The following is a 13,327-nucleotide window of genomic DNA, read 5'->3' as shown; positions in this document are numbered from 1 at the left end:
ATGGGTGTCCCCTTCTCGTGGAAGTCAGGTGGGGTCAGGTCGGCGGGCCGGGCCGGGGGTCAGGCGTGGGCCGACGCGGCGGCCGCGCCGGAGGCCACGTCGGTACCCATGACGTCGGTGGCGGCGCTCTGCTCCGCGCGGGCCGGGTTGGTCTCGGTGATGCGCGGCGCGGTGCGGCCGGAGCCGACCGTGCCGCCGGCGGCCTTGAGCGACTCCTTGGCGGCCTTGACGACGGCGTCGGCGGTGATGCCGAACTCGCGGAAGAGCGTCTGGTAGTCGGCCGAGGCCCCGAAGTGCTCGATGCTGACGATCCGGCCGGCGTCGCCGACGAGGTCGTGCCAGCCCATCGACACCCCGGCCTCGACGCTGACGCGTGCGCGCACCGCGGGGGGCAGCACCTTGTCCTGGTAGGAACGGCCCTGCTTCTCGAACCATTCCCGGCAGGGCATCGACACGACGCGCGTCGAGACCTTGGACTTCTCGAGCTTCTCGGCGGCCTCGACCGCGAGCTGCACCTCCGAGCCGGTGGCGATGAGGATGACGTCGGGGTCGCCTGCGCGCGACTCCTCGACGAGGACGTAGGCGCCCTTGGCGACGCCGCTGACCTTGCCGTACTTCGTGCGGTCCCACGTCGGGACGGCCTGGCGCGTCAGGCACAGTGCGGCGGGGCCGTCGGTCCTGGTGAGGATCTGCGCCCACGCGGCCGCGGTCTCGTTGGCGTCGGCCGGACGGACGACGTCGAGGCCGGGGATCGCTCGGAGCGCGGCGAGGTGCTCGATCGGCTGGTGGGTCGGGCCGTCCTCGCCGAGGCCGATGGAGTCGTGCGTCCACACGTAGGTGACCGGTGCCTGCTGGATGGCGGCGAGGCGCACGGCCGGGCGCATGTAGTCGGAGAAGACGAGGAAGGTGCCGCCGTAGGGACGCGTCAGCCCCTCGAGCGCGATCCCGTTGAGGATCATGCCCATCCCGTTCTCGCGAATGCCGAAGTGGAGCGTGCGGCCGTAGGGGCCGCCCTTCCACTCGCGGGTCTGCTTGCCGGTGGGGATGAAGGAGGGCTGGCCCTCCATCGTCGTGTTGTTCGACTCGGCGAGGTCGGCCGAGCCGCCCCACAGCTCGGGCATGACGTCGGCGAGGGCGCCGAGCACCTTGCCGGACGCGGCGCGCGTCGCGACGCCCTTGGCGTCGGCCGGGAACGTCGGCAGGGCGCGCTTGAGGCCCTTGGGGGCCTCCTGGGCGAGGATGCGGTCGAGCAGCTCGGCGCGGTCCGGGTTGGCCTTGCGCCATGCCTTGAAGCCCTTGTCCCACTCGCGGTGGGCGGCCTTGCCGCGCTTGACGACGTCGCGGGCGTGCTTGAGGACGGCGGGCTCGACGGTGAAGCTCTTCTTCGGGTCGAAGCCGAGCAGCTCCTTGGTCGCACCGATCTCGGCGTCGCCGAGGGCCGAACCGTGGGACTTGCCGGTGTTCTGCTTCGTCGGCGCGGGCCACGCGATGATCGTGTGGAGCACGACGAGCGTCGGCTTGTCGGGCACCTTGTCGCCGCTCTTGATCGCGGCGAGGAGGGCGTCGACGTCCTCCACGTAGGTGGCGCCGTTCGCGTCCTTGCGCCAGTCGACCCGGGCGACGTGCCAGCCGTAGGCCTCGAAGCGTGCGGCGACGTCCTCGCTGAACGCGATGTCGGTGTCGTCCTCGATGGAGATCTGGTTGGCGTCGTAGACGACGGTGAGGTTGCCGAGCTCCTGGTGGCCGGCGAGGGCGCACGCCTCGTGGCTGACGCCCTCCTGCATGTCGCCGTCGGACGCGATGACGTAGACGTGGTGGTCGAAGGGGCTCGTGCCGGGCTTCGCGTCGGGGTCGAAGAGGCCGCGCTGGCGGCGCTGGGCCATCGCCATGCCGACCGCCGAGGCGAGGCCGGAGCCGAGCGGACCGGTCGTGATCTCGACACCCTTGGTGTGGTGGACCTCGGGGTGGCCCGGCGTCTGGGAGCCCCAGGTGCGCAGCGCCTTGAGGTCGTCGAGCGACAGGCCGTAGCCGGACAGGTAGAGCTGGATGTACTGCGTCAGGCTCGAGTGGCCGCACGACAGGACGAAGCGGTCGCGGCCGAGCCACGACGGGTCGGACGGGTCGTGCGTCATGACGTTCTGGTAGAGCAGGTAGGCCAGCGGGGCCAGCGACATGGCCGTGCCCGGGTGGCCGTTGCCGACCTTCTGGACCGCGTCGGCGGCGAGCAGACGCGTCGTGTCGACGGCGCGGACGTCGAGGTCGCTCCAACCGGCCTTCTTTGCGACGGGGCGGGGGAGGCCCGGGTCTCGTTGTGCCAGCAGGTCCTTGGTGCTCTTCGTCGACCTCGAACGGGTGGGATTCTTCGCCTTCGTGGCGGTGCTGGACACGGACCGGTCTCCTTCGGACGAGGTGGATCGCGTAACGGCACGAGCCTAGTCCCGCTCGTGTGAGCGACGACACCACGCCCGTCCCGTGGTCACGCGCGGTGCCGCACGGCTCGGGCGAGCTCCCGTGGAGGGGGCTGGTGGAGGGGGAGCCGGGGCTCCGTTCCGGCGCGGAGCGCAACGCGTCGGTGCGGGGAAGGTGCGGTGTCTCGTCGGTCTGGCGACGGTCTAGACTTGCGGCGCAATGCTCTGTACGCCGTGGGTCGTACCCGGTGGTCGGAGCGACGAACCAGCGGTGAGGATCTCAGTGACAACGGTGGACCCCCGCGCCGACCTGTCGGCGCTGCACGGTCCGGACGGCAGTGGGCTGAAGTTCCTCGTCGGGCAGTACGTCTCCCTGATGAAGCCGCGGATCATCGAGCTGCTCCTCATCACGACGATCCCCGTCATGTTCCTGGCGCAGCAGGGCGTGCCGAACCTGTGGCTCGTCGTCGCGACCGTCGTCGGCGGCACGCTGTCGGCCGGCGCGGCGAACACGCTGAACTGCTACATCGACCGCGACATCGACGCCGTCATGCACCGCACGAGCCGCCGCCCCCTCGTCACCGGCACGATCTCCCCGCGGGGCGCGCTGGTCTTCGGTGTGGCCCTCACCATCGGGTCGACGCTCTGGCTCGGGCTGCTCGTCAACTGGCTCAGCTCCGGCCTCGCGCTCGCGGCGCTGCTCTTCTACGTCTTCGGCTACACGCTGCTGCTCAAGCGGCGCACGGCCCAGAACATCGTCTGGGGCGGCGCGGCCGGCTGCATGCCGGTCCTCATCGGCTGGTCGGCCGTCACCGGCACCGTCAGTTGGTCGGCGTTCATCCTCTTCCTCGTCATCTTCTTCTGGACGCCGCCGCACTACTGGCCGCTGTCGATGCGGTACAAGGACGACTACTCCGCCGCGCACGTGCCGATGCTGCCCGTCGTCGAGCGCTTCGTCGTCGTGGCCAAGCAGGTCGTCGTCTACTCCTGGGCGATGGTCCTGACCTCGCTGGCCCTGATCCCGGTCCAGCACGTCGGATGGGTCTACACCGTGGCCGCCGTCGTGTCGGGCGTCCTGTTCCTCACCGAGGCCCACCGCCTCCTGGCGCGCGCCCGGGCCGGGGTCGCCCAGGACGCGCTCAAGCCGATGCGCCTGTTCCACTTCTCCATCACGTACCTGACGCTGCTCTTCGTCGGCGTCGCGCTCGACCCGATCTGGCACCTGCCGCTGCCGTTCCTGCGCTGAGCGCGTCGCCGGCAGCGCGCCGCGTCAGAGGGCCGGGGTGCCGTCCTCGAGGTAGACCGTCGGGGCGTCGGCTCCGAGGCCCGAGACGATCTCGAGCAGGCGTCGGTTGTACGGGGCGACGCGACCGGCCCACTCGTGCGGCTCGGTCCAGTGCGCGGCGGCGACCTCCCGACGCTGCAGCCGGGCCGGGTCGAGGGCGTCCGGGTCGAGCGTGCCGAGGTCGAACACGAAGACCGTGGCGTCGGCCCAGCCGTGCAGCGCGGGCAGCCAGTTGACGGCGAGCAGCGAGCGCACGGTGACGTCGAGGGCGAGCTCCTCGCGCAGCTCACGCACGACGCAGGCCGCGGGGGACTCGTGCCGGTCGACGACGCCGCCGGGCAGGTCCCACTCGTGCTTGTAGACGAGCTCGAGGAGCAGGAGCCGGCCCTCGGGGGACCGCAGCACGCCCTGGGCGATGGCGCGCTTGGTGGGCAGCGTGGAGTCGAGCATCGCGGTGAAGCCGTCGCGGCTGTCGGGTGCCGGGTCGGTGCGGCGGCGGCCGAGGACGACGGTGTCGGTCCGGGTGCCGCCGAGCGTCGCGTTGCCCCGCAGCAGGCCCTCGCGGAGCAGCCCGGCGCGCAGCGCCGTGCGCAGCGACGCGCGGTTGGCCGGGTTGACGTGGGCCTCGACGCGTTCGAGGCCGAGCTCGGCGAAGGACCACGCGACGAGCAGCCGCACCGCGCGCCACGCCAGGCCCCGCCCGCGCGACGGCGGGTAGACGACCCACGACAGGACGCCGACGCCGGGCTCGGAGCGGCGTACGTCGACCGAGCCCGCGGGCTGCCCGCGCCACTCGACGAGGAAGGTCGCCTTGGCGCGGTCGTCGGCCCACTCGTCGTGGGTGCGCCCGATCCAGGCGAGGTGCTCGTCGGCCGACGGCACGACGTCGGGGAAGTCGAACCAGTGGGCGATCTCCGCGTCGTGCAGCAGGCGGGTGACCTCGCTGTCCTCGGCGCGCCAGGGCCGCAGCACAAGGTCGCCGTCACGCAGGGTCGGCTGCTCGCTCACGCGCCCAGCCTAGGCAGCGGTGGGCGCGGGCGGTCAGACGGGGGAGCGACGCGTCGACAGCACGCCCCACGTCAGGGCGGTCGCCAGCAGCGCAGCGCCGATCATGTGGAGCAGCACGAGCAGCTCGGGCAGGCCGGTGAAGTACTGCACGTAGCCGATGAGCCCCTGCAGGAGCGTCACGACGAGCACGAGGTCGAAGGAGCGACGGGCCCGGTCGGTCGTCGCCGTGATGCGGACCGCCACGAGCGTCGCCACGACGAGACCGCAGAAGAGCATGACGGCGTCGGCGTGCATCCACGACACGAAGCGCGGGTCGAAGCCGGTGCGTGCCGGCCGGTCGGCGTCGCCGGAGTGCGGGCCCGAGCCCGTGACGATCGTGCCGAGCACCAGCACCACGGTGCCGACGGCGGCCGTGAGGTGCGCGACCCGTCGGGCCAGCGGGTGCACGACGACCTCGCCGGGGCCGTCCTGCTCGTCGAGCGCGCCGCGCACGAGCGCCGTCGACAGCGCGACGAGGGCCATCGACAGGAGGAAGTGCGACATGACGGTCCACGGGTTGAGGCCGGTGAGCACGGTGATGCCGCCGAGGACCGCCTGGGCCGGGATGCCCGCGAGGACGCCCAGGGCGACGGCCTGCAGGCGTCGACGCTGCGGCCAGTGCGTCGCGACCACCCAGACCGCGACGAGCGCGAGGACGGCCACGACGAAGGTCAGCGTGCGGTTGCCGAACTCGACGAGGTCGTGGAACGAGCTGGCGGGCGTGCGAACCGGGGTGAACGAGCCCGGCTGGCACTCGGGCCACGTCGAGCAGCCGAGGCCGCTGCCGGTGAGGCGCACGATGCCGCCCGTGGCCACGATGCCGATCTCGCCGACGAGGTTGGCGACGAGCAGCGGCCTCACCCACCGCTGGGGCGCGGCCGGGACGCGCAGCCGCGTCAGCAGCCGGGACAACCCGGTGGGGGCCGCCGTCGAGGGGGCAGGGGCGAACACGGGCGTCGACACGACACGAGGGTACGGGCAGGAGGCCCCCGGGCCGGAATCGCCCTCGGTCGTCGTCCTCAGCCCAGACCGTGCCAGACGCCCGCCGAGCCGGCGTGCCCGGCCAGGACGACCGTGGTCGTGGCCGCCGCCGCGGCGACGACGGCGAGGACCGAGAGGACGGAGTCGATCGGGCGGGCCCGTGGGGGCTGCTCCTCCGGCGGGCGCACGAACCACACGAGCGCGAGCGTCAGCACCATGAAGACGAAGCAGACGACCTTGGCGCGGTCACCCCACTCCTGGTGCTGGGCCAGCAGGCCGAAGTCGGTGGTGCTCGGGCGTACCACGGAGACGCGTCGCAGCAGCTGCTCGCCGCTCTCGGCCGCGACGAACGCCGAGCCGCCGGAGATCACGGCCCCGAGGGCGGTCGGCCAGCGCAGGATGCGTCGCCACCCCGGACGGACGGCGTAGCCGACCGCCGCGAGCGAGGCGAGCGGCACGAACACGACGACCGCGTGGATGACGAGGGCGTGCATCGGCAGCCCGAAGATGTAGTCGAACACGGTCGCCTCTCCCCGGACGCCGCACGGCTCCCGGTGCGCTCAGTGTCCCGCAGGGGCCCGTGGTGCCGCGGCGTCCGGGACGGTCAGTCGTCGAAACGGAAGAATCGCGCGGCGAGCACGGTCGCGACGACGCCCCACGCGAGGACGACGAGCAGGGCCGGGAGGTTCAGCGAGCCGTCCACGAGGGCCGACCGGAGCCCGTCGGCGAGCCCCGCCGAGGGGAGCACCGCCGCGACGTGCGAGAGACCCGCGGGCAGCTCGGTGCGCGGCACGATGACCCCGCCCAGGCCGAGCAGGAGCACCCACACGAGGTTGGCCAGCGCGAGCACCGCCTCGGCCCGCAGCGTCCCCGCGAGCAGCATCGCGAGGGCGACGAACGCCCAGGTGCCGACGACGACGAACACGAGGGCCCACACGACGCCGCCGGCCGCGGGCTGCCAGCCGAGGGCGAACCCGAGCGCCGCCATGGCGACGAGCTGGACGGCCACGACGGCAAGGGTCGCCACGGCCTTGGCGACGACGAGGCCGCCCCGGCCGAGCGGCGTCACGCCGAGGTAGCGCAGCACGCCGTAGCGGCGGTCGAAGCCGGTGGAGATGGCCTGCGCCGTGAAGGCGGCGGACACGACACAGAGCGCGAGCACGCCCGGGACCGCGAGGTCGATACGACGCCCGGCGCCGAGGGAGGGTGCGCTCGTCATGCTGAGCCCGACCAGGGCGAGGGCCGGAAGGACGAGGGAGACGAGCAGCTGCTCGCCGTTGCGCAGCAGGCTGCCGACCTCGAAGGAGGCCTGGGCCAGGACCCGGTGCCGGGCGGGGGCGGCGCCGCGGCCGCTCCCGGTCGCGCGGCCGGCCGGGGACGGCACGGGAGTCGGTGCGGCGGTCATGCGGCTCCCTTGCGGGTCAGGCTGAAGTAGACGTCCTCGAGCGAGCGGTCACCCGCTACCTCCGCCGGCGTGCCCTCGGCGACGGTGCGCCCCGCGTTCATGATGACGAGGTGGTCGGCGAGGCGCTCGGCCTCCTCGAACGAGTGCGTCGTGACGACGACGGTGACACCGGCGTCGCGCTGCGCGGCCACGAGCTCCCAGACGTCGAGGCGTCCGTGGGGGTCGAGACCGGCCGCGGGCTCGTCGAGGAAGAGGACGTCGGGGCGGGGGAGCAGCGCCGCCGCGAGGGCCAGCCGCTGCTTCTGCCCGCCGGAGAGGCGGCGCACGGTCGTGCCGGCGAAGTCGGTGACGCCGAGGAGCCGGGCCAGCTCGTCGACGTCGGCCGGCTCGGCGTAGAAGCGGGCGAGGTGGCGCAGCAGGCGCATCGGGCGGGTGCCGTTGGGCAGGCCGCCGGACTGCAGCATGACGCCGACGCGGGCCCGGTGGTCCGGCCCGGCCTGCCACGGGTCGACGTCGAGCACGCGCACCTCGCCGGAGTCGGGCCTACCGAGGCCGACGGCGCACTCGACCGCCGTCGTCTTGCCGGCCCCGTTCGGGCCGAGGACCGCTGTGACGAGGCCCGCTGGGGCGCTCCACGAGAGGCCGTCGAGGGCGGCGACGTCACCGAACGAGCGGTGCAGGTCGGTCAGTCTCACCGCTGCGGTCATGGCTGATGAGTCTAGGCTCGGTGCCGGGACGGTCCGTCACCGCACCGGCCTGCTCGACCTGCGCCGGGCGCCCCGGAGGCAGTACCGTCCCGCCGACCCCTCGCACCCTCCACGACGCCGAGACCCGAGAAGCCGGAGACCCACCCCCGTGAAGATCGACCCCGCCGCCCGACCGTTCACCGCCATGGCCGCGGTGCCCACCGTCGTCGCGGCGCTCGCCCGCAAGCCCCGGACGACCCTTGCTCTCGGCCTGCTCACCGCGGGCGTCACCCTCTTCTTCCGCGACCCCGACCGCACCCCCGACGCGACGCCGGTCACCGACCCCGACGTCGTGCTCGCCCCCGCCGACGGCATCGTCATGCACGTCGGCGAGCCGCAGCCGGGCATCGCCCCGCCGGGGCAGTGGCAGCAGGTGAGCATCTTCCTGTCGCTGCTCGACGTGCACATGAACCGCTCGCCCTACGGCGGACGCGTCGTCGACGTCACGCACACCCCGGGCCGCTTCCTCGCGGCCTACCGCGCCGAGAGCGCCACGAAGAACGAGCGCAGCGAGATCGTCGTCGAGCGCGAGGTCGGCGGCACCGTCCGACGCGTCGTCTACCGCCAGCTCGTCGGACAGCTCGCCCGCCGCATCGTCACCCGCGTCGCCCCGGGCGAGGACGTACCGACCGGAGCCCGCATGGGGCTGATGAAGTTCGGGTCGCGGATGGACGTCTTCGTGCCACCGGAGGTGGTGCTCGAGGTGAGCAAGGGCAAGCGGGCCATCGGCGGCGAGACCGTCCTCGGCCGCTTCCCGGCTGCCGACGCCGACGGCGCCGCCGGCGCTGCCGTGGCGACCGCGACGGACGCGTCGTGAGCGGCGATCCCGCGGCCGATCCGCAGCGCCGCCCCCGGCGCGGCGGCCGCGTCACACGCGGCATCCGTCTCGTCTCGGCCACCGGGGCGCGGGTCGTCCCGTGGAGCCGGCTCAACCCGCGCGTGCGGGCCCGGGCCGTCCTGCCGAGCCTCTTCACGCTCGGCAACATGCTGTGCGGCTTCTCGGCGGTGCTGCTCTCGTTCCAGGGCCGGTTCCGCGCGGCCGCCGTGCTCATCGGCATCTCGATCGTCCTCGACATCTGCGACGGCGCGGTGGCCCGTGCCGTCGGGGCCATCACGCCGTTCGGCCTGCAGTTCGACTCGTTGGCCGACCTCATCTCCTTCGGCATCGCGCCCGCCGTGCTCGTGTACACGTGGGCGCTGCCGGCGCATCCGGTGTGGGCCTGGGCCGGCGCGATGTTCTGGCTCGCCTGCGCGGCCTACCGCCTGGCCCGGTTCAACGTCACCATCGACCCGCTCGCGGACAAGCGGTACTTCGTGGGTCTGGCCAGTCCGGGGGCGGCCGGTGTCGTCATCGCCACGGTCATGGCGATCGGCGACCCGCTCTACGACTGGGCGCCGCTGCTGCCCATCGCCGCCGGCGTCGTGCCCGCGGCCCTCATGGCGTCCTCGTTCCGGTTCCGCTCGTTCCGCGACCTGCTCTCGCCGCGGCACCTGCGCATCTCGGTCCCGCTCGGCGTGCTCCTCGTGCTCGGGCTCATCTTCTTCCCGGGCGCCACCGGCATGGTCGTGGCCTACGGCTACGTCCTCACCTGCCCGCTCGGCTGGGTGACGGCCCCGCTGCGCCGGCGGTGGTTCGGTCCCGGCGCCGTGGCCCCGCCGCGCACCCGGCTGCCGTCGGTCATCATGCCGCCCGAGCCGACGCCCGAGGAGGAGGAAGGGGACTCCTACGACGAGGCGTACGCGGACGAGGGCTACGGCGAGGACGAGGAGGAGGACGCCGCCGAGCGTCGGGAGCGCGACGAGGAGGAGTGACGCCCTCGTGAGGCCTCGTGAGGCCTGCTGAGGCCTCCTGACGCCCTGTCGGCGCGGCCCGGAAGGCCCCTCTCGTCCGGTTAGGGGGGCCTAACTGGAACTCCGGCGAGTAATTACGTCACAATGGTGTGGTGTTTTTCCCTGAGCACGCACCGCGTGAGGCCCGGGACGGCGAGAACAGCTCGCCGCTCGAGTCGCGCACGCGCTCGCGCGTGCTCCACATGGTGTCGGTCGACGGGCCCGTCACGGCCGCCGAGCTCGGCCGTCACCTCGACCTCACCCCGGCCGCGGTGCGGCGCCACCTCGACGCCCTCGTCGAGCAGGGGGCCGTCGTGCCCCACGAGCCGGCCGGCCAGCGCCGGGGCCGGGGCCGTCCGGCTCGCGCCTACGTCGTGTCCGAGGCCGGCCACCGCTCGCTCGAGGCCGACTACGACTCGCTCGCCGTCGAGGTGCTCCGGTTCCTCGAGGACCGCGCCGGCAACGGCGCCGTCGGGGCGTTCGCCCGTGAGCGCGTCGCGGCCCTCGAGCAGCGCTACGCGCCGCGCCTCGCGGCCGCCGGCGACGACCCCGCGGCGCGCGCCGAGGTGCTCGTCGAGGCCCTGAGCGAGGACGGCTTCGCGGCCACGGCCCGGCCCGTCGGCAGCGGCGGACTCACCGGCGTCCAGCTGTGCCAGGGGCACTGCCCGGTGCAGCACGTCGCCGAGGAGTTCCCGCAGTTCTGCGAGGCCGAGACCGACGCCTTCTCACGCCTCCTCGGCGTCCACGTGCAGCGTCTGGCCACCCTCGCCGGCGGCCACCACGTGTGCACGACCTTCATCCCGACCGGTGGACTCGCGCGGAAGACCGCGGAGGCCTCCGGTGTTGCCCCGGGTGCTGCCGCCGGCAGCCCCCGCGCGGCTCGAACGACCAGCACGACCTCACGGAACGACCGCACGCACGTCAAGGAAGGTTCCTCATGACCACCCACATCGAAGAGCTGAACCCGGGTCTGAAGGACATCGGGCGCTACGAGTACGGCTGGGCCGACGCCGACACCGCCGGTGCCACCGCGCGTCGTGGTCTCTCCGAGGAGGTCGTCCGTGACATCTCGGCCCGCAAGAGCGAGCCGGAGTGGATGACCAAGCTGCGGCTCAAGGGCCTGAGCCTGTTCGACAAGAAGCCCATGCCGTCGTGGGGCTCGGACCTCACCGGCATCGACTTCCAGAACATCAAGTACTTCGTGAAGTCCACCGAGAAGCAGGCGACCACCTGGGACGAGCTGCCCGAGGACATCAAGAACACCTACGACCGCCTGGGCATCCCCGAGGCCGAGAAGCAGCGTCTCGTCGCCGGTGTCGCCGCGCAGTACGAGTCGGAGGTCGTGTACCACCAGATCCGCGAGGACCTCGAGGCGCAGGGCGTCATCTTCCTCGACACCGACACCGCCCTCAAGGAGCACGAGGACATCTTCCGCGAGCACTTCGCGACGGTGATCCCGGCCGGCGACAACAAGTTCGCGGCGCTCAACACGGCGGTGTGGTCCGGCGGCTCGTTCATCTACGTGCCCAAGGGCGTCCGCGTCGACATCCCGCTGCAGGCCTACTTCCGGATCAACACCGAGAACATGGGTCAGTTCGAGCGCACGCTGATCATCGCCGACGAGGACTCGTACGTGCACTACGTCGAGGGCTGCACGGCGCCGATCTACAAGTCGGACTCGCTGCACTCCGCGGTCGTCGAGATCATCGTCAAGAAGAACGCCCGCGTGCGCTACACGACGATCCAGAACTGGTCGAACAACGTCTACAACCTCGTCACCAAGCGCGCCACCTGCGAGGAGGGCGCGACGATGGAGTGGATCGACGGCAACATCGGCTCGAAGGTGACGATGAAGTACCCGGCCGTCTTCCTCATGGGCGAGCACGCCAAGGGCGAGACGCTCTCGATCGCCTTCGCCGGCGAGGGCCAGCACCAGGACACCGGCTCGAAGATGGTCCACGCGGCTCCCAACACGAAGAGCTCGATCATCAGCAAGTCGGTCGCCCGTGGCGGCGGTCGCGCCTCCTACCGCGGTCTCGTGCAGGTGCTCGAGGGCGCCTCGCACTCGGCCTCGACGGTGCGCTGCGACGCCCTGCTCGTCGACACGATCAGCCGCTCCGACACCTATCCCTACGTCGACATCCGCGAGGACGACGTGTCCATGGGCCACGAGGCGACGGTCTCGAAGGTGTCCGAGGACCAGCTGTTCTACCTCATGTCCCGCGGCATGGCCGAGGACGAGGCCATGGCGATGATCGTGCGCGGCTTCATCGAGCCGATCGCCCGTGAGCTGCCCATGGAGTACGCCCTCGAGCTCAACCGCCTCATCGAACTCCAGATGGAAGGAGCCGTCGGCTGATGTCCGTTGCCGACACGCTCGTCGACACGGGTAGCTCCGTGGCCGACGCCGCCAACCGTGCCCACACCGACTCCGCCGCCGCCTTCGTGCCGGACCAGTCACGCGCCGAGCGCACCGCGTCGTTCGACGTCGCGGCGTTCCCGGTGCCGACCGGCCGCGAGGAGGAGTGGCGCTTCACCCCGGTCAAGAAGCTGAAGGCCGTCCTCGCCGAGGGTGCCACCGGCACGCTCGAGGCCGACACCCAGCTGCCCGAGGGCGTCACCTCCTCGACGGTCACCGCCGAGCAGGCCCGGGCCCTCGGCGTCCTGCCCCCGCAGGACCGCGCCGCGGTCGTCGCGGGCGCCGCCACGGGTGCCGTGCTCCTCGACATCGCGGCCGAGGCCGAGCTCGACGCGCCGGTGCGCGTCTCGCTCGTCGGTCGCGGCGGCGAGCCGGTGCACGGCCACCTCGTCGTGCGCGCCGGGCGCTTCTCCAAGGCCACCGTCGTCGTCGAGCACACCGGTTCGGCGCACTACTCCCAGCTGCTCTCCGTCGTCACCGGCGACGGGTCCGACCTCACGGTCGTCTCGGTGCAGCGGTGGGACGACGACGCCGTGCACCTCGCCCAGCACGACGCGCTCGTCGGGCGCGACTCCCGCTACAAGCACCTCGCGGTGACGCTCGGCGGCGAGGTCGTCCGCGTCAACGCCAACGTCCGCTACGCGGGTCCGGGCGGTGACGCGACGCTCCTCGGCGTCTACTTCGCCGACGCCGGCCAGCACCTCGAGCACCGGTCCTACATCGACCACAACGAGGCGCACTGCAAGAGCCGGGCCACGTACAAGGGCGCGCTCCAGGGCGAGACGGCCCGCACCGTGTGGGTCGGCGACGTGCTCATCCGCGCGGAGGCCGAGGGCACCGACACCTACGAGCTCAACCGCAACCTCGTGCTCACCGACGGCGCCCGCGCCGACTCCGTGCCGAACCTCGAGATCGAGACCGGCGAGATCGAGGGCGCCGGGCACGCCTCTGCCACGGGCCGGTTCGACGACCTGCAGCTGTTCTACCTGCAGTCGCGCGGCATCACCGAGGACGAGGCCAAGCGCCTCGTCGTGCGCGGCTTCTTCGCCGACATCATCCGCGAGATCCCCCTCGCCGACCTGCGTGACGAGATCACCGCGGCGATCGAGGAGGAGCTCGCCTCCACGGCCTACGCGGCCGCCACCCAGCAGACCCCCAGCACCACGAACAGCCCCACGAACAGCCCCACGAACAAGGAGAACTGAC

12 protein-coding genes are annotated in these 13,327 nt (G+C 72.5%); 6 read left to right on the top strand and 6 right to left on the bottom strand.

From position 1 onward, the window contains the following. Positions 1–59 precede the first annotated feature (59 nt). Entirely contained in the window at positions 60–2,387 is a 2,328-nt protein-coding gene (tkt, locus tag AC3A5R_RS09275; RefSeq protein ID WP_487620463.1) for a transketolase, read from the bottom strand. 292 nt (positions 2,388–2,679) lie between these two features. On the opposite strand from tkt, the gene AC3A5R_RS09270 reads away from it, so the two are divergent. After that, on the top strand, positions 2,680–3,654 hold the full coding sequence (locus AC3A5R_RS09270; RefSeq protein ID WP_487620462.1) for a heme o synthase: 975 nt from the start codon (positions 2,680–2,682) through the stop codon (positions 3,652–3,654). A 24-nt stretch (positions 3,655–3,678) separates the two neighbouring features. Here the strand turns inward: AC3A5R_RS09270 and AC3A5R_RS09265 are convergent, their stop codons facing one another. The 5 genes from AC3A5R_RS09265 to AC3A5R_RS09245 all read right to left on the bottom strand — a co-directional run bounded on the left by AC3A5R_RS09265 (position 3,679) and on the right by AC3A5R_RS09245 (position 7,833). Further along, complete coding sequence (locus AC3A5R_RS09265) at positions 3,679–4,701, bottom strand: NUDIX hydrolase (protein ID WP_487620461.1); 1,023 nt, start codon at positions 4,699–4,701, stop codon at positions 3,679–3,681. Positions 4,702–4,734: 33 nt separating this feature from the next. Then, positions 4,735–5,703: a COX15/CtaA family protein gene (locus AC3A5R_RS09260; protein WP_487620460.1), complete on the bottom strand. Its 969-nt coding sequence runs from the start codon at positions 5,701–5,703 to the stop codon at positions 4,735–4,737. 56 nt (positions 5,704–5,759) lie between these two features. Beyond that, the gene (locus tag AC3A5R_RS09255) at positions 5,760–6,242 is read right to left on the bottom strand and encodes a DUF2231 domain-containing protein (protein WP_487620459.1); all 483 of its coding nucleotides are present in this window, start codon (positions 6,240–6,242) and stop codon (positions 5,760–5,762) included. 83 nt (positions 6,243–6,325) lie between these two features. Beyond that, positions 6,326–7,126 (bottom strand): ABC transporter permease, encoded by an 801-nt coding sequence (locus AC3A5R_RS09250; RefSeq protein WP_487620458.1) that lies wholly within the window; start codon positions 7,124–7,126, stop codon positions 6,326–6,328. Continuing rightward, positions 7,123–7,833 (bottom strand): ABC transporter ATP-binding protein, encoded by a 711-nt coding sequence (locus AC3A5R_RS09245; protein WP_487620457.1) that lies wholly within the window; start codon positions 7,831–7,833, stop codon positions 7,123–7,125. Before AC3A5R_RS09245 ends, AC3A5R_RS09250 begins: the two co-directional genes overlap by 4 nt. A 148-nt stretch (positions 7,834–7,981) precedes the next feature. Between AC3A5R_RS09245 and AC3A5R_RS09240 the strand changes: the two genes are divergently transcribed. The 5 genes from AC3A5R_RS09240 to sufD all read left to right on the top strand — a co-directional run bounded on the left by AC3A5R_RS09240 (position 7,982) and on the right by sufD (position 13,326). Continuing rightward, the gene (locus AC3A5R_RS09240; protein WP_487620456.1) at positions 7,982–8,689 is read left to right on the top strand and encodes a phosphatidylserine decarboxylase; all 708 of its coding nucleotides are present in this window, start codon (positions 7,982–7,984) and stop codon (positions 8,687–8,689) included. Continuing rightward, positions 8,686–9,684, top strand: coding sequence for a CDP-alcohol phosphatidyltransferase family protein (locus tag AC3A5R_RS09235; protein ID WP_487620455.1), 999 nt, complete (start codon positions 8,686–8,688; stop codon positions 9,682–9,684). Before AC3A5R_RS09240 ends, AC3A5R_RS09235 begins: the two co-directional genes overlap by 4 nt. A 128-nt stretch (positions 9,685–9,812) precedes the next feature. After that, complete coding sequence (locus tag AC3A5R_RS09230) at positions 9,813–10,643, top strand: helix-turn-helix transcriptional regulator (protein WP_487620454.1); 831 nt, start codon at positions 9,813–9,815, stop codon at positions 10,641–10,643. Beyond that, entirely contained in the window at positions 10,640–12,061 is a 1,422-nt protein-coding gene (sufB, locus tag AC3A5R_RS09225; protein ID WP_487620453.1) for a Fe-S cluster assembly protein SufB, read from the top strand. The genes AC3A5R_RS09230 and sufB overlap by 4 nt, the downstream gene beginning before the upstream one ends. Next, a complete protein-coding gene (gene sufD / locus AC3A5R_RS09220) occupies positions 12,061–13,326 on the top strand; it encodes a Fe-S cluster assembly protein SufD (protein WP_487620452.1) in 1,266 nt (421 codons plus the stop codon). Before sufB ends, sufD begins: the two co-directional genes overlap by 1 nt. The last annotated feature ends 1 nt before the right edge of the window (position 13,327 follow it).

Source organism: Intrasporangium sp. Soil_C_50 (assembly GCF_057656595.1).
This window is presented reverse-complemented; position numbering and strand designations above follow the sequence as displayed.

Coding starts and splice junctions, on each gene's coding strand:
- sufD (WP_487620452.1), top strand. CDS start 12,061: ATGTCCGTTGCCGACACGCTCGTCGACACGGGTAGCTCCGTGGCCGAC.
- AC3A5R_RS09245 (WP_487620457.1), bottom strand. CDS start 7,833: ATGACCGCAGCGGTGAGACTGACCGACCTGCACCGCTCGTTCGGTGAC.
- sufB (WP_487620453.1), top strand. CDS start 10,640: ATGACCACCCACATCGAAGAGCTGAACCCGGGTCTGAAGGACATCGGG.
- AC3A5R_RS09250 (WP_487620458.1), bottom strand. CDS start 7,126: ATGACCGCCGCACCGACTCCCGTGCCGTCCCCGGCCGGCCGCGCGACC.